General features: G+C 64.9%; 27 protein-coding genes and 1 pseudogene. 14 read left to right on the top strand and 14 right to left on the bottom strand.

Going from position 1 to position 21,641, the window contains the following annotated elements; all coding sequences use genetic code 11:
• The first annotated feature begins 17 nt into the window (after window positions 1–17).
• Window positions 18–659 carry an HD domain-containing protein gene (locus NP4_RS22270; protein WP_245998734.1) on the top strand — a complete coding sequence of 214 codons (642 nt, stop codon included), beginning with the start codon at window positions 18–20 and terminating at the stop codon, window positions 657–659.
• Between the two features lie 452 nt (window positions 660–1,111).
• Here the strand turns inward: NP4_RS22270 and NP4_RS22275 are convergent, their stop codons facing one another.
• The 3 genes from NP4_RS22275 to NP4_RS22280 all read right to left on the bottom strand — a co-directional run bounded on the left by NP4_RS22275 (window position 1,112) and on the right by NP4_RS22280 (window position 2,742).
• Complete coding sequence (locus tag NP4_RS22275) at window positions 1,112–1,531, bottom strand: hypothetical protein (RefSeq protein ID WP_068001010.1); 420 nt, start codon at window positions 1,529–1,531, stop codon at window positions 1,112–1,114.
• 285 nt (window positions 1,532–1,816) lie between these two features.
• Window positions 1,817–1,894, bottom strand: a complete 78-nt coding sequence (locus NP4_RS43405; protein WP_373863858.1) for a 50S ribosomal protein bL37 — start codon at window positions 1,892–1,894, stop codon at window positions 1,817–1,819.
• A gap of 29 nt (window positions 1,895–1,923) precedes the next feature.
• A complete protein-coding gene (locus tag NP4_RS22280) occupies window positions 1,924–2,742 on the bottom strand; it encodes an SDR family NAD(P)-dependent oxidoreductase (protein WP_068001014.1) in 819 nt (272 codons plus the stop codon).
• Window positions 2,743–3,202: 460 nt separating this feature from the next.
• On the opposite strand from NP4_RS22280, the gene NP4_RS22285 reads away from it, so the two are divergent.
• The 4 genes from NP4_RS22285 to NP4_RS22300 all read left to right on the top strand — a co-directional run bounded on the left by NP4_RS22285 (window position 3,203) and on the right by NP4_RS22300 (window position 8,002).
• Window positions 3,203–3,499 carry a hypothetical protein gene (locus tag NP4_RS22285; RefSeq protein ID WP_068001018.1) on the top strand — a complete coding sequence of 99 codons (297 nt, stop codon included), beginning with the start codon at window positions 3,203–3,205 and terminating at the stop codon, window positions 3,497–3,499.
• Window positions 3,500–3,778: 279 nt separating this feature from the next.
• Entirely contained in the window at window positions 3,779–4,132 is a 354-nt protein-coding gene (locus NP4_RS22290; RefSeq protein ID WP_245998733.1) for a DUF190 domain-containing protein, read from the top strand.
• A 228-nt stretch (window positions 4,133–4,360) separates the two neighbouring features.
• Window positions 4,361–5,953 carry a cation:proton antiporter domain-containing protein gene (locus NP4_RS22295; RefSeq protein WP_082876116.1) on the top strand — a complete coding sequence of 531 codons (1,593 nt, stop codon included), beginning with the start codon at window positions 4,361–4,363 and terminating at the stop codon, window positions 5,951–5,953.
• Window positions 5,954–6,700: 747 nt separating this feature from the next.
• Window positions 6,701–8,002, top strand: a complete 1,302-nt coding sequence (locus NP4_RS22300) for a DUF2254 domain-containing protein (RefSeq protein WP_245998727.1) — start codon at window positions 6,701–6,703, stop codon at window positions 8,000–8,002.
• Between the two features lie 23 nt (window positions 8,003–8,025).
• On the opposite strand, the gene NP4_RS22305 is transcribed toward NP4_RS22300, so the two are convergent.
• Window positions 8,026–8,262 carry a hypothetical protein gene (locus tag NP4_RS22305; protein WP_147288110.1) on the bottom strand — a complete coding sequence of 79 codons (237 nt, stop codon included), beginning with the start codon at window positions 8,260–8,262 and terminating at the stop codon, window positions 8,026–8,028.
• A 255-nt stretch (window positions 8,263–8,517) separates the two neighbouring features.
• Here NP4_RS22305 and NP4_RS43410 point away from each other — a divergent pair, with 255 nt between their 5' ends.
• Window positions 8,518–8,778, top strand: coding sequence for a serine hydrolase (locus tag NP4_RS43410; RefSeq protein WP_211335989.1), 261 nt, complete (start codon window positions 8,518–8,520; stop codon window positions 8,776–8,778).
• A 225-nt stretch (window positions 8,779–9,003) separates the two neighbouring features.
• Window positions 9,004–9,216: a hypothetical protein gene (locus tag NP4_RS22310; protein ID WP_068001030.1), complete on the top strand. Its 213-nt coding sequence runs from the start codon at window positions 9,004–9,006 to the stop codon at window positions 9,214–9,216.
• Window positions 9,217–9,524: 308 nt separating this feature from the next.
• Here the strand turns inward: NP4_RS22310 and NP4_RS42710 are convergent, their stop codons facing one another.
• Window positions 9,525–10,010 carry a hypothetical protein gene (locus tag NP4_RS42710; RefSeq protein ID WP_245998758.1) on the bottom strand — a complete coding sequence of 162 codons (486 nt, stop codon included), beginning with the start codon at window positions 10,008–10,010 and terminating at the stop codon, window positions 9,525–9,527.
• Between NP4_RS42710 and NP4_RS40100 the strand changes: the two genes are divergently transcribed.
• Together NP4_RS40100 and NP4_RS22315 are read left to right on the top strand one after the other, a co-directional pair.
• Window positions 9,909–10,250, top strand: a complete 342-nt coding sequence (locus NP4_RS40100; protein WP_255285535.1) for a hypothetical protein — start codon at window positions 9,909–9,911, stop codon at window positions 10,248–10,250. The two genes, NP4_RS42710 and NP4_RS40100, sit on opposite strands and share 102 nt — an antisense overlap.
• Before the next feature lie 378 nt (window positions 10,251–10,628).
• Window positions 10,629–10,952 (top strand): transposase, encoded by a 324-nt coding sequence (locus NP4_RS22315; protein ID WP_068001034.1) that lies wholly within the window; start codon window positions 10,629–10,631, stop codon window positions 10,950–10,952.
• A gap of 118 nt (window positions 10,953–11,070) precedes the next feature.
• On the opposite strand, the gene NP4_RS22320 is transcribed toward NP4_RS22315, so the two are convergent.
• From NP4_RS22320 to NP4_RS22335, 4 genes are all read right to left on the bottom strand, one after another.
• Window positions 11,071–11,532 (bottom strand): CBS domain-containing protein, encoded by a 462-nt coding sequence (locus NP4_RS22320; RefSeq protein WP_068001036.1) that lies wholly within the window; start codon window positions 11,530–11,532, stop codon window positions 11,071–11,073.
• A 20-nt stretch (window positions 11,533–11,552) separates the two neighbouring features.
• Window positions 11,553–11,969, bottom strand: coding sequence for a CBS domain-containing protein (locus NP4_RS22325; RefSeq protein ID WP_068001039.1), 417 nt, complete (start codon window positions 11,967–11,969; stop codon window positions 11,553–11,555).
• The gene (locus tag NP4_RS22330) at window positions 11,966–12,385 is read right to left on the bottom strand and encodes a hypothetical protein (RefSeq protein WP_147288109.1); all 420 of its coding nucleotides are present in this window, start codon (window positions 12,383–12,385) and stop codon (window positions 11,966–11,968) included. Before NP4_RS22330 ends, NP4_RS22325 begins: the two co-directional genes overlap by 4 nt.
• A gap of 142 nt (window positions 12,386–12,527) precedes the next feature.
• On the bottom strand, window positions 12,528–12,779 hold the full coding sequence (locus tag NP4_RS22335) for a hypothetical protein (protein WP_068001044.1): 252 nt from the start codon (window positions 12,777–12,779) through the stop codon (window positions 12,528–12,530).
• Between the two features lie 105 nt (window positions 12,780–12,884).
• Between NP4_RS22335 and NP4_RS22340 the strand changes: the two genes are divergently transcribed.
• Window positions 12,885–13,220 (top strand): hypothetical protein, encoded by a 336-nt coding sequence (locus NP4_RS22340; protein ID WP_068001048.1) that lies wholly within the window; start codon window positions 12,885–12,887, stop codon window positions 13,218–13,220.
• A 46-nt stretch (window positions 13,221–13,266) separates the two neighbouring features.
• On the opposite strand, the gene NP4_RS22345 is transcribed toward NP4_RS22340, so the two are convergent.
• Window positions 13,267–14,679 (bottom strand): wax ester/triacylglycerol synthase family O-acyltransferase, encoded by a 1,413-nt coding sequence (locus NP4_RS22345; RefSeq protein ID WP_068001049.1) that lies wholly within the window; start codon window positions 14,677–14,679, stop codon window positions 13,267–13,269.
• A gap of 159 nt (window positions 14,680–14,838) precedes the next feature.
• Window positions 14,839–15,411 carry a glycosyltransferase family protein gene (locus tag NP4_RS41095; RefSeq protein WP_147288108.1) on the bottom strand — a complete coding sequence of 191 codons (573 nt, stop codon included), beginning with the start codon at window positions 15,409–15,411 and terminating at the stop codon, window positions 14,839–14,841.
• A 558-nt stretch (window positions 15,412–15,969) separates the two neighbouring features.
• Between NP4_RS41095 and NP4_RS22355 the strand changes: the two genes are divergently transcribed.
• Complete coding sequence (locus NP4_RS22355) at window positions 15,970–16,707, top strand: CBS domain-containing protein (RefSeq protein ID WP_068001055.1); 738 nt, start codon at window positions 15,970–15,972, stop codon at window positions 16,705–16,707.
• A gap of 84 nt (window positions 16,708–16,791) precedes the next feature.
• Complete coding sequence (locus tag NP4_RS22360) at window positions 16,792–17,046, top strand: amphi-Trp domain-containing protein (protein ID WP_068001059.1); 255 nt, start codon at window positions 16,792–16,794, stop codon at window positions 17,044–17,046.
• Here NP4_RS22360 and NP4_RS22365 read toward each other — a convergent pair.
• Window positions 17,043–17,294 (bottom strand): DUF1918 domain-containing protein, encoded by a 252-nt coding sequence (locus NP4_RS22365; RefSeq protein WP_068001062.1) that lies wholly within the window; start codon window positions 17,292–17,294, stop codon window positions 17,043–17,045. The two genes, NP4_RS22360 and NP4_RS22365, sit on opposite strands and share 4 nt — an antisense overlap.
• Before the next feature lie 13 nt (window positions 17,295–17,307).
• A pseudogene (locus NP4_RS22370) lies at window positions 17,308–17,952 on the bottom strand (dienelactone hydrolase family protein); the annotation flags it as partial.
• A gap of 243 nt (window positions 17,953–18,195) precedes the next feature.
• Here NP4_RS22370 and NP4_RS42715 point away from each other — a divergent pair.
• Window positions 18,196–18,510, top strand: a complete 315-nt coding sequence (locus NP4_RS42715) for a DUF6069 family protein (RefSeq protein ID WP_255285536.1) — start codon at window positions 18,196–18,198, stop codon at window positions 18,508–18,510.
• Between the two features lie 26 nt (window positions 18,511–18,536).
• Here NP4_RS42715 and NP4_RS22380 read toward each other — a convergent pair whose 3' ends face one another.
• A complete protein-coding gene (locus tag NP4_RS22380) occupies window positions 18,537–19,454 on the bottom strand; it encodes a universal stress protein (protein ID WP_068001071.1) in 918 nt (305 codons plus the stop codon).
• 570 nt (window positions 19,455–20,024) lie between these two features.
• On the opposite strand from NP4_RS22380, the gene NP4_RS40105 reads away from it, so the two are divergent.
• Window positions 20,025–21,230, top strand: coding sequence for a DUF2510 domain-containing protein (locus NP4_RS40105; protein ID WP_082876119.1), 1,206 nt, complete (start codon window positions 20,025–20,027; stop codon window positions 21,228–21,230).
• Window positions 21,231–21,641: the final 411 nt, after the last annotated feature.

Genomic DNA, 21,641 nt, shown 5'->3' on the forward strand with positions numbered 1-21,641 from the left:
CGGCACAACCGATTTCATTGACCCTGCCCTCGACACCGCTGGCGGACAAGGCGAGCGATCTCATCGACCGGACCCTGACACCCCACCTGCGCAACCACAGCGTGCGCGGCTTCCTCTTCGGCCGCGCGGCCGCCGCACACCAAGGGTTCCGTCCCGGCATCGACTACGACGAAGAAATCATGTATCTGATCTGCGCCCTGCACGACCTCGGACTCTCCGAAAACGCCAACGGAGACCAGCGATTCGAAGTCGACGGCGCCGATCACGCCGCACAATTCTTGGAAGACAACGGCGTCACCGACTCGCGTGTCGATATCGTCTGGGACGCCATCGCCGCACACACCTCCGGATTCATCGGCTCACCCGTGTATCGACGGCGGCGGCCACCGGAGATCTGGATCGCGGTGGCAGGCATCGGCATCGACGTCGGCTTCACCGACGGGGGCGTGTCACCGGAATACGCGACACTGGTCCACCACGCGTACCCACGCCTGGGCGGCAGCCGGGCGATGACACAGGTCATCGAGACCCAAGCCCTCGCCAACCCCCGCAAAGCATCCCCCGGCACCCTCGCCGCGGACATCATCCACTCGCGTCACCCGAGCCCGTTGCACCCGACATGGGACATGGTCCTCGACTCGAGCATCTGGCGTGACTGATGCTGGCGGGCTGCCCAAGGGGTCACACAGCCCTCGATCGCGAGACGGTTCGTCGAGGACTTCGGTCTCCTTTCGCCCTCGGTACCGCGGCTGCTGAAAGCCGCATCGCGCCAAGCCCAGGGCGTCGCGATTCAGCGAAGTCGAGCGCGACATGTGGAATAGAGCCGCGCGATCGAGCCGAAGAAATCCTGCGTCATTGTGAACAACCGAAGTGCCGGCATAGCCAAACCTGCCGTATGACAAAGGAATATGATTTCGGATCCCGTGCGTTGGGGCCGCTGGGTGTATCGGCGGCCGCGGCGGCCGGGATTGGCGCCCGACGCCCTAGGCAGCCAATCCGAGTCCGACATCGTCCTGCACGGTAATCCTCGTCGCCGTGAAGATCCGGCTCTCCAGCAGCGGCGCCGTACCCGCTGGAGCAGGTCGATCGGGGTACTACCCGAGGTGCCACGTCATGCGCGAGACATCGGGGGAAGTCCTGTCACCCTGTGACGGCGCAAGTTCAGTACCCACGCGACGGTTCTGCCCAGGGCCGAGCAGCGATGCCCTGCGAGTCGGTCACCGTTGTATTCGGTCGTCGTGACCGTGCGGTCGGCCAGCGCTCGCGCGACCGCCTCACCCCGGTCGGTCAGTCGGAGCACCCCGGGAATTGTCATGGGGTCGTCGCACCTGCCGTGGTCATCGGTTACCAGGAGTCCATGCGCTGCGATCAGGTCGAGAGCCGACGCCAGATCCCCGCTCCGCGCCGGTACGAATCTCATCAGAAGCGCGGTATTGCAACCGGATTCGGACAGGAGGTCGAGAATCTGGATGACGTGGCGATGTTGTGCCAACCCGTCCAGCATCACCGAATCGTTGCCCTCGCCGACCATTCGAACCATCTCCTCGCTGCCCGGAGACGACCGGAACAGGAACTGAAAGTTAGACGCGTCCGTGCGGTCGTATGAGGCGCTTTGACGTCCCCTTGGCGCTGCTGACCGGCTTTTTTGCAAGATTCATACGGTTGGAGGCGTTTGTGAGCACCGTGCGGCCAGGTGACGCCGCATTCCGGCACACGAAATCGCGAACGGCGAAGCCGCCGCAATCCTTTCGGGCTCGCGGCGGCTCCAGCCCTGGCACACCCTGAACCCGCCTGTGGTGGCTGTGCCCGAGGTCGATCAGCGCTGGTTCGGCTTGTGGCCGTGGTTCGCCTTCTTCTTACGACGGCCGCGCTTCTTACTGGCTCGTTTGGACATGTATTCCTCCTGGAGGATTGCTCGATGGGTCAGGCGACGTGGGTGAGCTGGTTGCTCCACGCAGCGAGCCGGGTGCGCGCACGTGAATTGCGCACCAACGCCGGGGCGCTGGCGGGTTCGGCGCCCTCGTAGTAGCCGCCGTTTGTCACCGGCGTGCCGGGCGTGGCCAGCTGGACCAGCAGGGCCGCGGCGCTGTCGAGTGGCGCGGTGCGGTGGCTGCGCAGCCGGGGCAGGTCGATCTCGAAGTCGGCCGGATCCACGCTGAGCGAAACCAGTCCGTCCGGCCCGGTTTCGGCGAGGGAACGGCTGAACATGGTCAGCGCCAGCTTGGACTGGGCGTAGATGGCGAGGGGCGTGTAGATTCCGCGCGTGCGATCCAGATCCGAGTAGTCGATGTTCCCGGCGGCGTGCAGTTTCGACGTGACGGTGACGACCCGGCCCCGAGCGGCGGCGAGCGCGGGAATCAGTGCCATGGTCAGGCGCTGCGGGGCCAGATAGTTGACCTGGAACGTCAATTCGTGCCCGTCCTCGGTATGGGTGCGCGCATCGGGAGCAGCGATCGACGCGACATTGATCAGGGCATCCAGCCGGGCGAATTCCGTGGCGAGGGTACGGCCCAGTTCGTCGACCTCGGTCAACCGGGCGAAGTCGGCCTGCACCATGCGTACTCGACCGGGTTCGGCCGCGGCCTGCAGGCGGTGCAGTGTCTCGTCGGCGTGATTCTTGTCCAGGATGTGTGCGATGACGGTATCTCCGTCAGCGAGTATCTGCTGCGCCGTCGCGACACCGAGGCGCGTATCGGCCCCGGTCACGAGGACGGTGCGGCTGCTGGACGGGCTTGCGGGCATAGCTCTCCGATCATGAGGGCGTGCGGTCCGCGCAGAGGCGGGAGCAGCACACGAGAGGTTCGCGATAACTCGCGGGAAGGTGTGGAACGTCGCACGGACAATGGCGACACCGCCGCACAGATACGTGCACGGCAAGGGATATGACGGACCGGCTACACCGGACTCGGCGGCTCGTCCTCACTCTGGAAGCCGAACAGCTCCAGAGCGGACGGCATCTGCTCGACCCAGTGCCGGGCAACGTCGGCAACGACGCACAGGGGGCGACGAGGGCCGACGGTTGCAATCACACTGGGATAACACCCTATCCGGCCGCCCCCGGCAATACTCCCGGCCCGGTTTAACGGTTCCTTGACACCCTCGGAACCGTAAAGAACAGCGGTTCGTACGGCCACTGATAGCCGTATGGAACTCGTAACCAATTCCTTTGGTGCGGAGCCTATTCGGTAGTTTGTCGAACCAAATGACAAGACGGGCAATTCTGCCACAAATCGCCTACGTCCAAGCACTGTTCGACGACTACACGCCACGGTTCGAGCAGTCGCTGGTCGGCAACAACCTTGCGACGTTCCTTGTCGGACAGGTCGAGGCGTTCGATCTGATCGCCGCTGCGGCCTGCGAGGCGCTGGGACTCGACATTCTCTTGTCCCGGGCCACCTTCCTTCGACTCGATCGCGGCGAGCCGGTCGACGGCATGATCATCGTGGCCGCGCGCGGAAACGATCGGCAGCAAGCCCTTCGCGTCCGATCAGTGCGATAGCGCGACTCCGACAGCCAGGCACCCGCACGGCAGGCATGGCATTCGTCCGACACCGACTTCGCCTCTGCTGACCGGCCGTTCGTAAAGATGCCGTATATACCGCGCGGCTCACGCTCACGCACCCCTTGATCGCCGGCCGTGCGGCGGAGTTGGATCGGGATGGTCGGCCGGTGGGTACTTCCATCTGGAGCGGCCCCCATCGACAGCAGTCGAGAGGCCGCCGCCGGTACGGACCAGGGTGACGATCGCCCCGACGGGCTGTGGAGAGGGTGAGCAGTGATGCGGGTGGCGGGCAAGGCATTACGGTTGTCGATCTTCGTCGGCGACGGCGACACGTGCGGGCGCGAGCCCGTGTGGCGGGAGATCGTGCGCCGCGCCCACGCAGCCGGATTGGCCGGCGCCTCGGTGTTTCGCGGCATGGAGGGCTACGGAACGCACTACCGCATCCACAGCCGACGATTCTTCGCACCGTCCAAAGACATTCCGGTTGTGGTCATCATCGTCGACGCCGAAGACAGCATTCGCGACTTCCTGCCTCAGATCGACGACATCGTCACCAACGGCTTGGTCACCGTCGACCCGGTCGAGGTGCTGATCCGCTACGTCGCCGACGAACGCCCCGTGGCACCTTGACGGTGCGTCCGCCGCGGTTGCGGTAACCGCGAATGCTGGTATGGGGGCCGTATCGGCGTCACCATGCCGTTAAGGTTGACGTGGGTGTGCCGGGAAGACTGGTCGGCGACTTTGTGTTTCGGTCGTGAGATCCAGGAGGACACATGTCGGTGCGTTGTGCGTGTGACGGCCCCACCAGGTACCCGCCCCTCGTGATCGACATCGGTCCCGTCGTTCCGGCCGGTAGTGATGAATGATGTGGTGCCGTTCGCGGTGATGTTGGCGATCGTCGCCGGAGTCGGTTTGGCGGCGGTGTTGTCGCATCGGCTGGGTGATCGGTTCCCGGTGCCGGTGTCGGCGGTGTTCTTGTTGGGTGCGGCGGCGGCCTCGGATGTCTGGCCGCGGCTGGAGGCGGTGCCGATCGAGCAGGTGGAGCGGGTGGTCACCGTCGCCCTGGTGGTGATTCTGTTCGACGGCGGGATGCAGATCGGCTGGCGCCAGATTCGCGCGAATGCCGCGGCGATCGTCTGGATCGGCGCGGTGGGCACATTGGCCACCGCAATCGCGCTGGCGTTGACCGCGCACCTGGTGTTCGGATTGGACTGGCGGATCGCGTTGCTGTTGGGTACGGCCCTGTCGCCGACGGATCCGGCCGTGGTGTTTTCCGTGCTGGGGCGCCGCCAAATCCTCGGGCGCAGTGGGGTTCTGCTGCAGGGTGAATCCGGCGCCAACGATCCGGTCGGCATCGCGCTGCTGGTCGTCCTGCTCGGTACGACCCAGTTCGATTGGGGCGCGTTCGGTTCGGTGGCGGGCGCGTTCACGGTGCAGATCCTCGTCGGCGCGAGCGCGGGGCTGGTCGGCGGCCTGGGACTGTTGTGGTTCATGCGGACCGTGCTGTTGCCCGCGGCCGGGCTCTACTCGCTACGGGTGCTGATGTGCGTGGTGGCCATCTATGGGCTCACCACGCTGGCCCACGGCTCCGGCTTCCTCGCGGTCCTGGTGGCCGGCATCGTGGTGGGCGATCAGCGCGCTCCGTACAAGGCCGAAATCGAGCGTTTCCATTCGGCGTTGGCGAATCTGGCCGAGATCGTCGCGTTCGTCATGCTCGGCCTGACCATTCAGCTCACCGGGCCGCACGGTGTCATCGAAGGACATGCGTTGTGGATCGGCCTGGCGCTCGCGATATTGCTGGCCCTCGTCATTCGCCCGATGCTGCTGGGGGCATTGCTGTGGCGGGTCGATCTCGAGCGCGGCGAGCGGCTTTTCGTATTGTGGACCGGACTGAAGGGCGCCGTACCGATCCTGCTCGGCATGTTCATCCTCCAGGCACAAGTCGGTGATGGCCGGCGGGCCTACGAGATCATCTTCGTGGTCGTGGCGTTCTCGGTCATCGTGCAGGGCGGCGCGGTGCCCGCCCTCGCCCGGCGCCTGGGTGTCCCGCTGCACACGGTGAACCCGCGGCCATGGGGAATGAACGCCCGATTCGAGGAAGAACCCGAAAGCTTGCACCGCTTCACCATCACCGCCGGATCGATCGCCGACGGCACCACCGTCGCCGACTTGCCGTCCGATGACCTGTGGATCAGTGTCATCATCCGCCACGGCCGCCTGGTCACCGTCACCCCCGACACCGTGCTACGCATCGGCGACGAGGTCCTCGTCCTCGCCGAACCCGACACCGCCACCGAGGTCGCGGCACTGTTCACCTCTCCCCGAACCAATTCACCGAAACAAGCGGTAGCCGAACTCGCCACCGCGCCAACGCCTCCGGCTCGCTCCCTGCGACATACGTTGCTGCGGCGGTATCTCTCGATGCGGATGGTGCTTCGCGTCCGCCGCTGAAGCTTCAGGGCGGCACAATCGGAAGGCGAACACGCCCGGCAAAGAAGCGCAAACACCGACCGGGTGGGGGTAGAGAAATCATAAATGTCGTTGTACACCAATGCAGTTCGCTATTGAATGAAGTTCTGGGTCTTTTGTTCCCACAGAGGCGGCGCCATGGTCTCCATCGATCACGTAATCAGCCTGTCGTCTGTCCACGTCGACTGGTCGTCGCGGGAATCGGCGTTCGTCGCACGGTCCGACTCGTACCCGGGCTTGGTCTACCGCGACGAATGGTCCTCACTGGCAGCGGTGGACGGTCTGCTGGACTTGATCGAAAAACGCTGTGGCCCAGACTCGTCCAGCACCCGGCCAGCAGCATAGCCCGGCTCCTCGACAGGGTTGCTGTTGGCAATCCTGTTCCTCGTCGAGCTCGGACAACACACCGGCGGAGTGCCGGCGCCGTCCTAGCTTCACGTGTCAACAGTTCGGACCGACAGAGGCGGCATTTCCCCGATGAACGACCATCCCGACCTCCCGTGGCTGCGTGAACTCGTCAGCCACCGCTACGTCGTGGAATTACTCGATACTCTCGCGGCACAGCCCAGTACAGCGTTCGGCTCAGCAATGCTGAGCCGTCGATGCTGCTGCGCGGTGTAGATTTCACAGTGGAGAGCCGGGAAGTCTGGTCGGCACGTTTCAGCCAAGACGAGACCCCCGAGAGGTACTGTGGCCGGCACTCATCTCGAATTCGATCGTCGCCGAGAAATGTTGCGGACCAATCTGTGGTTCGTTCCCGCCCTCGAGGTCGTCACGGCGGTGGGATTGTTCGTGCTCACCTACGCCCTCGACCGCGCGGTCTATCGTGGCGACTTGACGATTCCTTCCTGGGTCATCGGCGGTACACCCGATGCGGCCAGGCAGGTCCTGACCGCGATCGCGGCGGCGATCATCACCGTGGTCGGTGTGGTCTTCTCGATCACGATCGTGGCGCTCACCCTTGCGTCGACCCAATTCGGTCCGCGTATGCTGCGCAACTTCATCCGCGACCGGGGCACCCAGATCACACTCGGCACCTTCGTCGCGACCTTCGTGTACGCGATCGCGGCTCTGGTAACCGTGAGCGCCGACTTCGTGCCGCACATCTCCACGACAGTGTCGATCGCCTCGCTGGTCGCCGACCTGGCCGTGCTGATCTACTTCATCAACCACATCGCGACGGCCATCCAGTTGCCGAATGTGATCGCCGAGATCGCCACCGAGGTCTCGATCGCGATCGAAGCCAATCAGGACGGCCCGAACCCGACCCCGCCGCGCGGGCCGTCCGCCGAGCAACTGCTGACCCGCCTGGCCGAATCCGGCGGGCAGGTCCGCGTCGCCGGAAGCGGATATCTGCAATACATCCGCTACGAGAAATTGCTCCGGATGGCCGCCGCCGCGGACGCGGTCATCCACCTGCCCTACCGACCCGGCCATTTCCTCACCGAGGGACAGGTCGTAGCACGCGTTTGGCCTGCCGAGGCCGCCGGACCGATCTCGGAGAACTTCACACGCGGACATATCGCGGGCCCCACACGCACACTCACCCAGGACATTTCCTTCGGTATCGACCAGATCGTCGAAATCGCCTTGCGCGCACTGTCTCCCGCCGTCAACGACACGTTCACAGCCCTGACCTGTATCGACTGGCTGGGCGACTGCCTGTGCCGAATCGCGGCCCGCTGGGATCCCAGCCCGGTGCGCCGCGACGGTGACGGGCTGATCCGTGTCATCGCGACGCAAGTGAGCTATGAGCGCCTGGTCCAGCGGGCTTTCGAGAAGATCCGTCAGGCCGGGCGCGGTATGCCCGCGATCATGATCCGCCAACTCGACGCGCTTGCCGAAATCTCCGATCGGACAACCGATCCCGACCGCCGCCGGGTGCTGCTGAACCAGGCCGCGATGATCGAACGCTCGACCGTGGAGTCGATCTCCGAAGGATCCGACCGCGAGGATGTGTTGCGCCGCTACCGCACCCTGATCGCCAAGATCGACCTCATGCCCGACGCTTTGACCAGAATTGCCGAATAGGTCTGACCCGCACCAGGATCACCCTAGCGCCACGCGCCGCGCAGTGTGTCTCGCACATCGATCGGCCGGCCGGGAACGCTGAGCTGGGCGCGTTCCAGGCCCCGATCGTGTCGTACGAACGAGTTGTAGTAGCCGAGTACGACCAAACCGCCCCAGGCGATGAGCGCGTTACCCAGGCCCGGATGGACGATCGCGACCGTGAAGAACGCGATCGCGAAGCCGACCACGAGCACGGCGTCGAGAACCTTCCCCTTCATCACACGCCCCACCTTTCCGGCGGCCGGACGCCGCCGACAGGTGAATTTTATTCTTTTGCGTCGCATGACCTTTCGGAACTGGCCGTGCGTAAACCGTAAATACGAGCAAGGTCCGCCTGCCCCGAACCCGGGGGCAGGCGGCCGTCAGCGGACAGACCGGAATTCAGTGCTGGTACGGGTACTTCTTGTCCAGCTCCGCAGTACGCTGCTCGATCCGTCAATCGTCACGCGGGCCAGCATCGTTCAGACCGACAAGACGTGGATGTACGGGCTCCCACCGGAACTGAACATCCACCGGACCGCTCCTTTTACATGTCGCTCGGATTCTGGCGAGCCTGCCCCTCGCTACCGATGGCCGGGCCGGCATCGTTCGGCCACCCAGGCTCCGGTGGATCGATCGCCTTCGCGGACCCCGATTCCGGTGTCGGCTTCAGCTACGTCACCAACCTCTGGAATCTCCGGCCCGACGACCCGCGAGCATCGAACCTCGCCGACGCTGTCCGATCCTGCCTCGGATGACGCAAACTCCCCCGCGCCATTCACCCACAGTTTGGGCAATCCTCGCCATGCGAACCTCTGTCTCGCTCACCGCCATCGCCATCGCATCGATCACCGGCCGAACACGACCAGAAACTCGCCCGGGCATCGGGCAGCGCTGGAAGCTGGCGCGGATCCCACGCTCATCGCGGCCTGGGACACAGCGCGTATCGCCGCGATCGAGACCAAGCCGTTGCAAACCAACGAATGAGCCGAGAAGAGATCCGCCTGCTCGTGGACTCCTTCGGCGGACTGCTGTCGATCCTGCGTTCAGCAGACCCGGCCGACAAGCTGGAGATCTACAGGCAACTGGGCCTGAAACTGACCTACAACCACGAAACACGGGTGGTTGCGGCGGAAACTACCCCAAACCCACCCGTGGGCGTACTGGTTGTGTCCGGAGGGGGATACATACTTTAACCACACGGATCGACCTGCGAAAATGCGCGTGATCGGCAGCAGTGCACACGATGCGACGGTGCAGCCTGTGCCGAATAATCCTTTCACCCACCGCTCCCCCGTCCCGGCGCCGAGCTCACCAGCTTCCCCTTCCAGCGGCACCGACGCCGCACCCCAGAGCGGTCGTCTCCCAGAGGCGGCAGTTCGAACGCATGGATCGACTTATAGAACAACGGCTCGTCCGGCGTGGCGACACACCGACGCGTGTGTCAGTTTCGCCAATGCAGCAACGCATCAGCAAGCTTGTCTACAACTCCCGCCCCCGCCATTCAAACCCCGTGACCCCCAGTCCGAGAATAGCGCTCGAAAGGGATATTTCGTGCACGCAATACCCGTTGTGCTCGCATATTCGCCCAGCGTACCAGCAGGTCACGGGCATTACGCGTAGATCGGGTGGTCCATGATCGGTCCACAAGTCCGTCACGCAGAAGGGCATTGGTCCATGATTGGTCCACGGCAAATCGGACGTCGATCAGCAGTCCCCCACACAGGATTCGGGACGATTCGATCATCGGTTCAGCGGTCTGCGGCCAGACGCAGGAGACAATCACTGCACCGTTCATCTCGCAATTGGCGCGCCGCGCTGCAACATGCGTCGCCTCGAATTGGACCTCGCCGCAGCGCAGAAGGACCTCGACAGCACCAACATCAAGCTGGGCAACACCGCGTTCCTTGCCAAAGCGCCCGCGCACGCGATCGATGGCATATGGCATCGAAAAACCAAGGCGACGAGGGATATCGAACGCATTGAGCACCAACTCGCCACGTTGCCAGACCTAGGAAATGGACACGTGCCGCTGCCGTATCGGGCGGGAGTGCCTGCCGGATCGACAGCTCGCTTGTCGCGCTCGGCCAGCCCGGACACAGACGGGTCGCTCGGGCTCAGAGCCCGAGCGACCCGTCTTCCGGTACCGCGCGATGTGCCGGTGTCGCGGGTGTTGGAAGTGCTCAGCCGTAGAGAGAGCCGCATCGACCGACAATGGGCTGATTGGTGACGAACTTGGAATGCACCATCGACCACTGAGCCGTCGACGCGCCCTTCGAGGGTGTTGTTGTCGATCCAGCAACCTACGTCGGAGATCTGGTAGTCCGGGCCGGTACCCTCCTAGTACTCCAGCATCATTTCGTGATGTAGTGGTTCATCGATTCGGCTGACGTCGGATCGGGTCGGCGGTAGCGTGCGTGGTTTGTGTCGATCGATGAGGATCTCTCGGCGTGGGTGGCCGGGTTGGATGATCTGTTCGGGCGGGTAGCGGGCCGGTTCTGTCGTGCGGAGCCGCGGTTGCGGGCGCGGGCGTATGTGCGGTGAGGTTCACCCCGGGTTGTGGACACCGAGTTGACAGGATCACCGATCCTGTTGAAAGGATGTCCGCATGCCTCCTCGTAAGCGTCGGTCGTTTACGGCCGAGTACAAGGTCGAGGCTGCGCATCGTGTGATCGATTCCGGTCGCACGGTCGCTGAAGTTGCCCGGGAACTGGGTATTCACGAGAGTTTGCTGGGGACGTGGGTCAAGGACGAGCGGCGCAGGATCGCTGCGGCCGAGGTGCATGGCGAGAAGCCTCTGGGTGCCGCGGAGCGAGCCGAGTTGCAGCGACTGCGAAGGCAGGTCGCTGAGCAGGACAAAGACATTGCGTTCCTGAAAAAAGCGTCGGCGTACTTTGCCGCGATGCAGACGAACCGGCCAGGTTCGATCTGATGGCCGAGTACGCCGGCCCCGACGATGTCACCGGCGTTGCTGGTACTGATCAGCCTGCAGGGCATCGGTTTTCGATTCGCCGCATGGCACAGCTTCTGCAGGTATCGAAGTCGGGCTACTACGCGTATGTGAAGCGCAGGGCGGCAACGGTTCTCACAGGTCGGCTGCCGGCGTAGATGTCCAGCAGGGCACGGATTTTCGCCTCGATGTCGGTGTCGGCGTGGGCCAGTGCCCGCAGCAGGTCGCGGCGGGCGACGATCCCGACGAGCACTCCGGCCTCCACGACCGGCAGGGATCGCAGATGGTGGTCGAGCATGCGGGTGGCGATCGTCGCCACCGCGGTGCCGGGATGGACGACCTGCGCCGGAACCGCCATCACGGCCTCGACCGTCGCGGTGTGCAGCGCGGACCCGGCGCCGAGTGCATCGGATTCCGACAGCATGCCCAGCACGTGCTCGGCATCGTCGATGACCGGCAACGCCGCGAACCCGTGCTCGGTCAACAGCACAATCGCTTCCGGCAGTGGAGTTTCCGGCCGGACGGTGACGACCGGGCGGGTGAGAATATCGCGTGCGTACATCGTGGATCATCTCCTCTGGGTCAGGGCGCGCACACCGCGGCGACGAATTCGCCGACGGTCTTCTCCGGTAATGCGCGTGCCACGTCGGCCTCGGTGATGATGCCGACCAGCCGCTCGTCCTCGGTGACCGGAAGCCGTCGGATCTGGTAGTCCTCCATAATCGCCAGGACGTCCGCGAGATCGGTGTCGACGTCCACGGTGTACACCACGTCCTGCTCCACCGAACCGGCGCTGGTACGGGCCGGATCCTTGTCGACGGCGACACATTTGATGATGATGTCGCGGTCGGTGACGATGCCGACCGGAGTGCCGACCCGGTCGCAGATCGGCAATGCGCCGATACCGGCCGCACGCATACGACGCGCGGCCTCGGCCAGCGACTCGTCCTCGGCGATAGTCTCGACATCGACCTGCATAAGGTCACGGGCAGTGGTCACGGCTGCTCCTCTGTGTATGAGATCACTTGCAGATCCCGCGGGGATTGCATCGATCTGCTCTGATCCGACTGCTCCTCGGCAGCACTGCGAGTCGAGTGGGCCGCCGCAGGTGTCTTGTCGTCCTTGGCGGTCCGGGTCGCTCGCTGCGCTTTGATCTCGGCTTGCCATTTCTCGAAGTCGCCACGCATCACGCCGATCTGGCGTTCGATGGCCTCCCGGGTCTCCGACCACCACCTTCGCGCGGCCACCCGCAGTTCCGCAGCGGTCTTTTCGAACTCGCTTCCTTCATGTTCGACGGTGGTCTCCAGCGCTTCACGACGAGCCTGCAGCGCCGCGCGATTCTTCTCCCGGGCCGCGGCGGATGCCTCCTCGACCTGCTTCACCCGAGCCGCGAGATCCATCAGCGATTCCGACAACGGTTTCATATTCTTCTAGTCCTCTCGAAAATCGGTGATCCTGACACGGATCCGTCACCCGACAGCACCCAGCCTGGCTTTCCCGCATAACAGGACCAAGGGCAAAACATCATCCGTTGTCCCCGCAGACGCGACTACTTTGTCAGGGCAGCACAATGCAAGCCGATCCCGTATTGATCCCGTTTCCGACCAACACATCGATCACCGGTCCGGCATAGGGCGGCTGGGCGGTGTAGATGCGGTGCATACCCGGCCGTGTCGGGGTCCAGCTGACCGTCGCCGTGCCCTGCAGGGTGTGGATATCGAAGACCGGATCGATGGTGCCGCTCGGGTAGAGCACGGCCGCGCCGGTGGTGTCGTAGAGCACCACGGGGTGATAGTCGTCGACGGCCACGGTGACGGTATAGGTGCAGTTCGTCCCGTATTGAGTCGTCGGCCCCGGCCTCGGCGGCGGATCGTAAAGGCCGGCTCGACCATTCGAAACAAGGAGATTCGAACCATGGAAGCATTCGGACTGATCGCTCTGCTCGGACTCGCGGCCCTGATCGTGTCGCGGCTGGTGGTCCGGTATCTGGAAATGGCGCGGGAGTTCATCGCCGTCGCCTACGTCGTGCTCGGGATCGCCGCCACGTGGATCACCGACTTCGACGTGTTCGCCGCATGGGGCCTGCACATCCGCAACCACCCGCTCGGCATCGTATTCACCGGCCTGATCATCGCCGGCGCGGCCTACTTCTGGCAGCCGATCCTCGGTTTCTTCGAAGGAATGGCCCGTCGGCAGATCGACGAAGCCCAGACACTGGAGAAGAGCCAGGGTCTGCGCCGGGTGGCCTGAACACCGCCGGTATGCCCGGGGGATCGCCTCGGGCATACCGGGGTTCTCACCGTATGTTCCGCGATTGTGAGGTATGGGAGCCGACGCCGCGGCCCGGAACAAGCACCAGTCGGCGCGGTGGGCGCCGCCCGCGGGCATGGGCCAGCAGTACGGCGATTTCGGTGGCGATACCCGAGGCGATCACGTCGATATCGGGCGCGGTGTCGTAGTCACCGGTGATGCCGAAGGTCAGCCGCTCGGCGTAACTGAGGATCGCGATCGTGATGCGCACCCGCAGCGCGATCGGGATGCAGGGCCACATTTCCAGTACCTCCCGACCGCCCAGCGACAGCTGGTGGCGTGGTCCGGGAATATTGGTTGCCAGGGCACCGACCCCGCGCTGCGGGATCCACGATGCCAGCCGGAACACCAATCCCACGAACCCGGACGGCAGCCACCCGGCCACCCGCAGCACCGATGCCTCGGCCTCGGGTTCGCCTCGGGACCGATGCCGCGCGATCCTCTGGTGGGCGACGAGCAGGCGTTCGACCGGATCCTCGATCTCGATCGGCAGGTACGGAATCATCGCCGAAACCCGGTTGTCCAGAACTTCTTTCGCATTCGCCGTCCGCATCGACACCGGCACCATGATCCGCAGTTTGCCCGCGGTGGGCTCCTCGCCCCGGCTGAGCAGCAAGCGGCGGTAGGCGGCGGCGATGGCCGCGACGGCCACGTCGTTGACGGTCACGCCGAAGGCGGCACCGATCTCACGTACCTGCGGCAGCAACGTCCGCGCCACGACATAGCGGCGTTGCCGCCCGATCGGGCCGTTCAGCGAGGATTCGGCCACCGGTGTGACGGCCGCGAGCAGCACCGGCGCAAGGATGCGAACGGTGCCGACGGTGACGCGCGGCACGATGTAGGGCAGCCGGATCACCCCGGCCACCACTCGCGGTAGACTGGTATATGACCGTGTTCGGCCCGGTGCACGCCACCCGCGCGGCTCGTCTTCCGCTGCGTCGCAGAAGCTTTCGAACAGCGTGACACCGGAGATCCCGTCGACCATGGTGTGGTGTGCCTTGACGATCAGCGCCCAGCGGTCATCGCTCAGACGGTCGACCACGACGACTTCCCACAGCGGATGGTCGCGATCCAATCGTTCGGTGAGTTCCGTCGCGACCAGTTCTCGCAACGCCGACTCGTCGGCCGGATCGGGCAGCGCGGTCCACCGGATGTGGTGTCCCAGATCGAAATTCGGGTCGTCCTCCCAGGCCGGTGCCTTGAGGTCCAGCGGTGCGCGGCGTACGCGTTGGCGCAGCCTGCGATGACGTTCCACCCCGCGGGCGAGGCAGGTGCGGAGTTCCCCGCGTGACGGTCGCGGTCGCGCCATGATCGCCACCGTACCGATCCCCATGCTGATATGGCGATCGGTGTCCTCCATGGTCATGAATCCCGTGTCCAGCGGGCCCAATTCTGTCATCGTGAGCACCTGTCTCCGGCAGCCGCCGCGGTCGGTTTCCCACGACTGAACAAACTGCCGCTGCTGCACGAAGGATCCTCACGCGTACCGGGTCGTGGACGTGAGATGACAAGGTAACCATGGCAAGTGACATTCGCCATCAAACGCGAGATGCGGACATCACTTCCGCACGATCGAGAACTCCTGCGCACCAAGGCCGTCCGGTCGAGCTTCTCGAGGCCGCTCGAATCGACCCACGGCGGTGGGCACACCCCAGTCTCGGCGAATGGCCAGCTCCAGTGCCTGCCGGTTCTTCACGTCCACATGATGTGCTGCTCGTAGAAGGCGTGCTCCTCGGCCTCGCGAATCTTGGAGACCATCACCAGCGTTCGGCCGGCGGCGCGGGCGAACTCCAGCGCACGATGCGGCCCCTTCGCCGCGCACATACGTCCGATCCATATCAAATGGCCCCCCGCCGCCGTCCCCGTAGCTGTAGTGCTCCAGGTCGATGCCGTGATGGATGACGGCAGGAATCGGGATCGGTGCGCCGAATCGCTTCTGCGCGTGGGAGATCGCTACCACCGTTACCCGGTGGGGGAACGAGGCGATGTTGCGGAAGTCCATCTCGTCGAACGGACCGTGGCAGGTCGCCACCACTGATGGCCCGTCCGGATGGGGGCCGATCAGCGGCCCCAGCGCGGTGTGATCGTGAATGATGTCGACACCCGCGAACGACTCGTACGCGGCCAGCACGTGGGCCGCCTCCGGTACCGCCACCCCGATCGGGGCGAGTCGTACAGATATTCTCGCGGTACCGGGCAAGTCGACTCGCCGACGGTGAACAGCCGGACATCGTGTCCGAGTTCGGTCAGTCCGCGAGCCTGGTTGTCCACGGCTTCCGTGCCGCCGTAGGCCGGTGGCGGCACCGGAACCCACGGCGGCGCAATCAATCCGATGCGCATTGCTACTCCTCGAGTGAATCGGGCTCGCCACGTTGCGCGCCGTGAACGATGTGGGGTGAACCCCCGACCCGATCGGCGGTGTCGGTCGTGATCTCAGGACACCGCGCGGCACCGGGGTGCCGGAAGTGCCGTTGGTCGGTCCATGGCGAGCGGGCCCGGCCTGAGGATCGACGGCGAAAGCCTCTTGTGTGCAAGGCAATCCGCCTCGACGTCACTGCGGGGCGAGCGCGGGACATTCGTCACATCATCTGCGGGAACGACGCCTCTGGCGGATGCACCGAATACGAACGCACCCTCGATCCAGTACGGCAACTGCGCCTCTCCACGGCAGCCTCTCGAGGGAGGAATCATGAAACACAAGCGAATTTGCGACGTCATGACCCGCGATGTGATCAGCGTGACCACCACCACCCCGTTCCGGGAGGTCGTGCGTACGTTACGCGACCACGACGTCAGCGGCGTACCGGTGCTGGACGCGGATGGGCGCGTCGTAGGCATAGTCACCGAGGCCGACCTGCTGGGCAGGCAGGCACGTGCCGGTGGCGCTGTCCCGGGCCGGATCCGACACTTGTTGCTGCACGGCGCTTTCGCGCGTTCCGGTGTCGCGCGGACGGCCGCCGACTTGATGAGCAGCCCGGTGGTCACCGTTTCCGCACCCGATCATCTCACCACCGCCGCGGCCGCCTTGGCTCGCCATGACGTCAAACGCGCTCCGGTGCTGGACGTCGACGGTCGTCTCGTCGGCATCGTGAGCCGCAAGGATCTTCTGTCGGTCTACCTGCGCCCGGACTACGAGCTGGTCGCCGAGATCCGCACCGAGGTATTCACCCGCGCCATGTGCGTGCCCCGCCGCGCAGTCTCGGTCGAGATCGTCGACGGCGTGGTCACGCTGACCGGCGAGGTTGAACGCCAGAGCATGATCGAGATCATCACCGTGCTCACCGAGGCTGTGGACGGTGTCGTGGCCGTGCACAACCGGCTCACCGCCCGCACCGACGACACCCATCTCCCGCCGCCGGAACCGGAGAACGTTGGAGTCTTCCACCCACTCATCCATTCACGGACCGAAGGCCACGAAACCCGATGATTCTGTGGGAAGGACCGTCGGCCGCCTCGGGGTGGGCATTTCGCCTCTCCCGCTGCGTCCCGGCCGACCGGTCTACTGACTGGTATGTCGCATCGCAAACTGTACGAGGAACACACCACGCTCACCCGCGGCGAGCTGGCCGCCGAACTGCATCGCCTCGCGAACCGTCTCGAGACCGGCCGCGACCTGGACTACGGCACCGGCGATGCCGAGATCACCCTGACGGTCCCGCACCAGATACATAGAGAGTTCGAGATCAAGCCGTCCAAGAACGGCACCACAATGAAGGTCGATATCGAGTTCCAGTGGCCGGTCTCACCCGACGGCCAGGTTCGCTAGGAATCAGCCGGGGTGCGCTGCATCGATGAGAATTGTGCGGCGGCAATCTCTTCCTGCGCTCGGAGCTCGGCGGCGCTCACCACATGGGCGTCGGGCCCGGGGAAGGTCAGCGCGCGATGGCCCGTATCGGTCCAGTGCACCAGATACGGTGGCTCGCCATCGACGCCGCGCACCTGTTCGATCAGACTCCGGCGCGGCGTACCGCCGACGGCTCCCACGATCAGCCAGTCCCCCGGCTTTGCTTGCATGCGGATTCTCCCTTCACGGTGCGACAACGCCCGGCGACAGCTGTGCCAGCAGCCAGTCGCGGGCCAGTTCGGCGACCTTCTCGAGTGCGCCCGGCTCGGTGAACAGATGTGTCGCGCCCGGAACCATCGCCAGCACGGTTTCACACGACATCTGCTCCGCGGCAAGGCGATTGAGTTCGATCACCACGGGATCGTCACCTCCCACGATCAGCAGCGTCGGCGCGCGCACGGCGGCCAGATCGGCGCCGGCCAGATCGGGGCGTCCGCCTCGCGACACCACCGTGGCGATGTCGACCCGCGGGTCCGTGCAGGCGCGCAATGCCGCGGCCGCACCGGTGCTGGCACCGAAATAGCCGATCCGCAACCCAGCGGCGCGGCGATCGCCATGCAGCCAGCGGGTCGCCTCGACCAGTCGATGTGCCAACAGGTCGATGTCGAACACGTGGGCCCGGTCGTGTTCTTCCTCGGGGGTCAGCAGGTCGAACAGCAAGGTACCCAGGCCTGCCCGGACGAGGACCTCCCCGACGTACCGATTGCGCGGGCTGTGATGACTGCTGCCGCTTCCATGAGCGAATACGACCAGCCCCTGCGGTCGTTCGGGAATGGTGAGATGACCTGCCAGCTCGACCGCACCGGCATCGATCCATACGTCGTCGTCGCAGGCCGCCTCGGCGCGTCGACCGAGCATCGGAACCTCCATTCATTCAGCGTCCGCTGCTGCCCCACGGGTGAATAGGTCCGGTGGTCGCCCCGCGAGCGGACCGCTGGCCTCCGAACAGAGTTCCTTAGCCCACATCGGCGCAGCCCGGCTCGGGCAGTACTGTCCGAAGAGGGCGGACGCGCTGGTCTCATCGAATGCGGTGGGCGAGCGCCGCGGGTCCGCGGAGTCTTCGCCATTCCCATACTCGCCCCTGCCCGCGAAGGCGCCTACGGCACGGCCAACACCACCACCTACGCGCTCGGCGCCGCCGGAATCACACTGCTGGCAACGGGACTGCTGCATCTGCTGCTGGAATTCATGCCCAGCCCACTCACCTTCTTCTACTGGATCACCGCGCTGGCCACGGCGGCCGCGGTGATTCTGCCGTTCACCGTTTCTGCCGAGTCCAGCGCCCAAATCGCCACGGCCGCCGCCATCAATCTCGTCGCGGGTGTGTGCCTGATCAGCGTGCTCGGCTCGGTCGCCGCGGCGTCGGTGCGCGACCTGGCGCGATAATCGGACACGTCGACGTCTCCTCATCGCTACTCGGTGGGATGAACGACCATGACCGGGCACTTCGCCTGACGCACGAGCGTATTCGAGGTCGACCCCAACAGCATGCCCAAAAACCCTCCGCGGCCGCGGCTGCCCAGGACGAGCAGCTGCGCCTGCCCCGACCAGTGCGCAAGCACCGCGATCGGGCCGCTGGAATACAGCCTGCGACGGACCTTCACGTCGGGATACTTCTCCTGCCAGCCCGCCAGTCGCTCGGCGAGGACCTCCCGTTCGGTCTCGCCGATGGTGGTCACCGGCACGATCAGATCAGAGACACCCTCGAACCAGCCGATGTCCAGGTCGCTCCAGATGTGCACGGCCACCAGCTCGGCCCCACGCGCCGAAGCCTCCTCGAACGCCGCGGCCGTGGCGGCCTCACTCACCCGGCTTCCATCGATCCCGACCACTACGGGGCCTTGGCGTTGCACGCTCCGATCGAGATCGGCCCCAACCACCACAACGGACCCCTTCGCATGCGCGGTCACCGTCAGCAGGATGGAACCCCATTGCCCACCGATCCCGGCTTCGCCGTGCCGACCGAGAACCAACAGGTTGGCGTGCGCACTCTCGCGAACCAACAGCCCGGCCGCAGCCGACTCGTACAGCTGTGCGCGGACTCGAATTCCGGGCTGCGCCTGCCGAATCCGCTCGACCGATCGTTCCACCAGCGCGCTCGCATGGTCTCGGATCGCATCCAGCGTCGGCGCCACCCACTGGTCCGCTCGGCCGTACGACCGAACCAGCCCCTCCAGCGACATCCCGTGCACGATCCTTACCTCACGGCCGCGCCGAGCGGCGGTCGCCGCGGCCCAATCCAGTGCCAACTCGTCGGCGTCCGAACCGTCCACCCCGACCACGACGGGAGCCGAAGCCAAATGATGAATATCGTCGTACGACCGCGTCATACGAATACTCCTGAGGTCGGAATGAGCTCTGACTGAACTGATTTCACGTGAATCGGCGGGTCGCCCGATAGGGCCGGGAGCAACCCGGGCGGAGGTCGGAAGTCACCGCCGTCGCCCTCTCCTCGAATTCGGACGGCCGGTGCTTGCGTATGAGGGCGAGCCGCCATCTACGAGCGTGGTGTGCGACGGACGAAGTCCCGGGAGAACAACGTTATTGTCTCAGCGCTCCTGTGGCCTCGTCGGATTGCTCTGGGCCGAAGCGCCTTCGAGCTGCCCGCCGCCGACGCGGGTGAAGTAGGCCCCCGACGCCCCTGGCTGACAGGCGCAGCGGCTCCCCAAGCGCCGCGCGGCAGGGCCGTTGGTCCTCGGACAGAGGCCCTTCGCCCGCATCGGGCGCGGCCGTCCCGGAGTAATGCTGCTCAAGAAGGAGGTGGGGCAGGGCATGCCGGATACCGCAACCGAGTTCTTGGCGCGCCCGGCAGGACCATTCCATTCCACTTGGGAACACGCATCGTCTTTCCGGTTTCCGCACCGACAAGTGGGTAACGGTGCCGCCGACGATCCGATGGAATGGACACCATCGGCGTCGCCGATGCGTCGACTCACCACCGGTCAAGAGCCGGTCGAATGGGGAACACGATGCGGATATCCCGAATGTTGGCTCGGCTGACCCGACCGGCCGCTCGAACAGTGCGGAACGAACCGCACCCCCAAAGCCCGCCCCCGGGCTGGTATCCGGAGCCGACCGTGCCGGGACAAATTCGCTGGTGGGACGGTAGGAGTTGGACTCCGTACACCCGTCCGGCAGTCCCACCTCAACCACCACAATCCGAAACCACGGATGGTCACCCGACCGCGCGAGTATTCTCTGTCGACCGAGTACCCGATCACCAGGCCAGCCACGTCGAACTACCTGCCAGCGGCGATATCTTCGCCTACCGAGACAACGGTGACGACGATTTCCCCGGCTACAGCACCATCGATGCCGACCTGGTCGAGTTGTCCGACGACGGACGCCTAGCGGTAGTCGGCGAATCACACTACCAACCAGCCCTGAGTCTCGTCGCTAACGGGCGAGTATTCGGTCATGAATTCGCCGATCACGGTCCGGTCAGAGCCATGCTTATTCCCGAACCGCAGAATCCCCACGACCGGAATGCGGTACGCATCGATGTCCTCGTCAGCGATCGACAATCGGTAACGGTCGGCTACCTCTCCCGAGCGATAGCGCCCCAATATCAGCCCCACCTGCTCGAGCTTCGCGCCCAGGGAAAAATCGGCACCTGCCCAGGCCGCCTGACCGGTGGCGGAGCAGGGCGGTTCTACGGCATCTACCTGCACCTGGCTACCGCGACGTCGCTTTTTGCATCGACAGAACCTGCGGACCAGCGACCGTTCGCACACGTTACCGACACGGAGATCATGTTCAAAGCCGAATGGGCGTGCGTCGTCACCGGCGAGGAAGCCCATCAGGAAATCCTCAGCTCGTACGCCACCCGGCATCGGAACCACACCGATGCCCTGTTCACCCTGGACTACTGCATCATTCAACGCGGGAAATATCGTGGCGCCAAAGCAATCGAAGTCCGGCTCGAAGGAACCCGCATCGGAGAACTGACCAAGGCCATGACCGACCGATACAGCGACCTGCTCGATGCCGCCCACCACCGCGGACTTGTCGCGTCCTGCCACGGAGAGCTGGTTTACGACCAGAAACGCGGCTGGCAAGTCACTCTCAGCATGCCTCGTAATCCGCAATATTCCGGCCGGAGTTGACCTGGGCGGAACCGTGGTCAGAGAAGGCGAGTGCACCTGGAAACGCAGCACAGCGGCGGTCAGCGAAAAAGATGTCGGCGATCTCAACTTCGAGCCCTCTGTGTCGTTAGCTGTCAGGAACAGCATCGTAATTCGCCGGTGATTACGGACGCCAGCGCCGGTCGCAGCTGCGCATCGACGAGAACTCTCGAGATACGGACCGCAGAATACGGCGGAAGATCCTCGGTGGTCGGCGCGCAGCTCGTTGTGGTCAGCCACTACAGGCCTGATCACCGAACCACGAAGCTGGACGATCTCGCCCATGCACTTCTATTCCACGCGCCCTGCTCGGTGCTGATACTCCCGGCCGACGCCCCTACGCGAGACCAAGCGCACCTACTGCCGACACTGCGCAACGACAGCCTGCCGACC

It is taken from the genome of Nocardia pseudobrasiliensis NBRC 108224 (genome assembly GCF_001613105.1).
Taxonomy (GTDB): Bacteria; Actinomycetota; Actinomycetes; order Mycobacteriales; family Mycobacteriaceae; genus Nocardia; species Nocardia pseudobrasiliensis.

What these genes read in the sequence shown, in the direction of transcription:
- NP4_RS22275 (WP_068001010.1), bottom strand. Translation starts at nt 1,531, where the DNA reads ATGGTCGGCGAGGGCAACGATTCGGTGATGCTGGACGGGTTGGCACAA.
- NP4_RS43405 (WP_373863858.1), bottom strand. Translation starts at nt 1,894, where the DNA reads ATGTCCAAACGAGCCAGTAAGAAGCGCGGCCGTCGTAAGAAGAAGGCG.
- NP4_RS22280 (WP_068001014.1), bottom strand. Translation starts at nt 2,742, where the DNA reads ATGCCCGCAAGCCCGTCCAGCAGCCGCACCGTCCTCGTGACCGGGGCC.
- NP4_RS22285 (WP_068001018.1), top strand. Translation starts at nt 3,203, where the DNA reads ATGACAAGACGGGCAATTCTGCCACAAATCGCCTACGTCCAAGCACTG.
- NP4_RS22290 (WP_245998733.1), top strand. Translation starts at nt 3,779, where the DNA reads ATGCGGGTGGCGGGCAAGGCATTACGGTTGTCGATCTTCGTCGGCGAC.
- NP4_RS22295 (WP_082876116.1), top strand. Translation starts at nt 4,361, where the DNA reads ATGAATGATGTGGTGCCGTTCGCGGTGATGTTGGCGATCGTCGCCGGA.
- NP4_RS22300 (WP_245998727.1), top strand. Translation starts at nt 6,701, where the DNA reads ATGTTGCGGACCAATCTGTGGTTCGTTCCCGCCCTCGAGGTCGTCACG.
- NP4_RS22310 (WP_068001030.1), top strand. Translation starts at nt 9,004, where the DNA reads ATGAGCCGAGAAGAGATCCGCCTGCTCGTGGACTCCTTCGGCGGACTG.
- NP4_RS22315 (WP_068001034.1), top strand. Translation starts at nt 10,629, where the DNA reads ATGCCTCCTCGTAAGCGTCGGTCGTTTACGGCCGAGTACAAGGTCGAG.
- NP4_RS22320 (WP_068001036.1), bottom strand. Translation starts at nt 11,532, where the DNA reads ATGTACGCACGCGATATTCTCACCCGCCCGGTCGTCACCGTCCGGCCG.
- NP4_RS22340 (WP_068001048.1), top strand. Translation starts at nt 12,885, where the DNA reads ATGGAAGCATTCGGACTGATCGCTCTGCTCGGACTCGCGGCCCTGATC.
- NP4_RS22345 (WP_068001049.1), bottom strand. Translation starts at nt 14,679, where the DNA reads ATGACAGAATTGGGCCCGCTGGACACGGGATTCATGACCATGGAGGAC.
- NP4_RS22355 (WP_068001055.1), top strand. Translation starts at nt 15,970, where the DNA reads ATGAAACACAAGCGAATTTGCGACGTCATGACCCGCGATGTGATCAGC.
- NP4_RS22360 (WP_068001059.1), top strand. Translation starts at nt 16,792, where the DNA reads ATGTCGCATCGCAAACTGTACGAGGAACACACCACGCTCACCCGCGGC.
- NP4_RS22365 (WP_068001062.1), bottom strand. Translation starts at nt 17,294, where the DNA reads ATGCAAGCAAAGCCGGGGGACTGGCTGATCGTGGGAGCCGTCGGCGGT.
- NP4_RS22380 (WP_068001071.1), bottom strand. Translation starts at nt 19,454, where the DNA reads ATGACGCGGTCGTACGACGATATTCATCATTTGGCTTCGGCTCCCGTC.
- NP4_RS40105 (WP_082876119.1), top strand. Translation starts at nt 20,025, where the DNA reads ATGGACACCATCGGCGTCGCCGATGCGTCGACTCACCACCGGTCAAGA.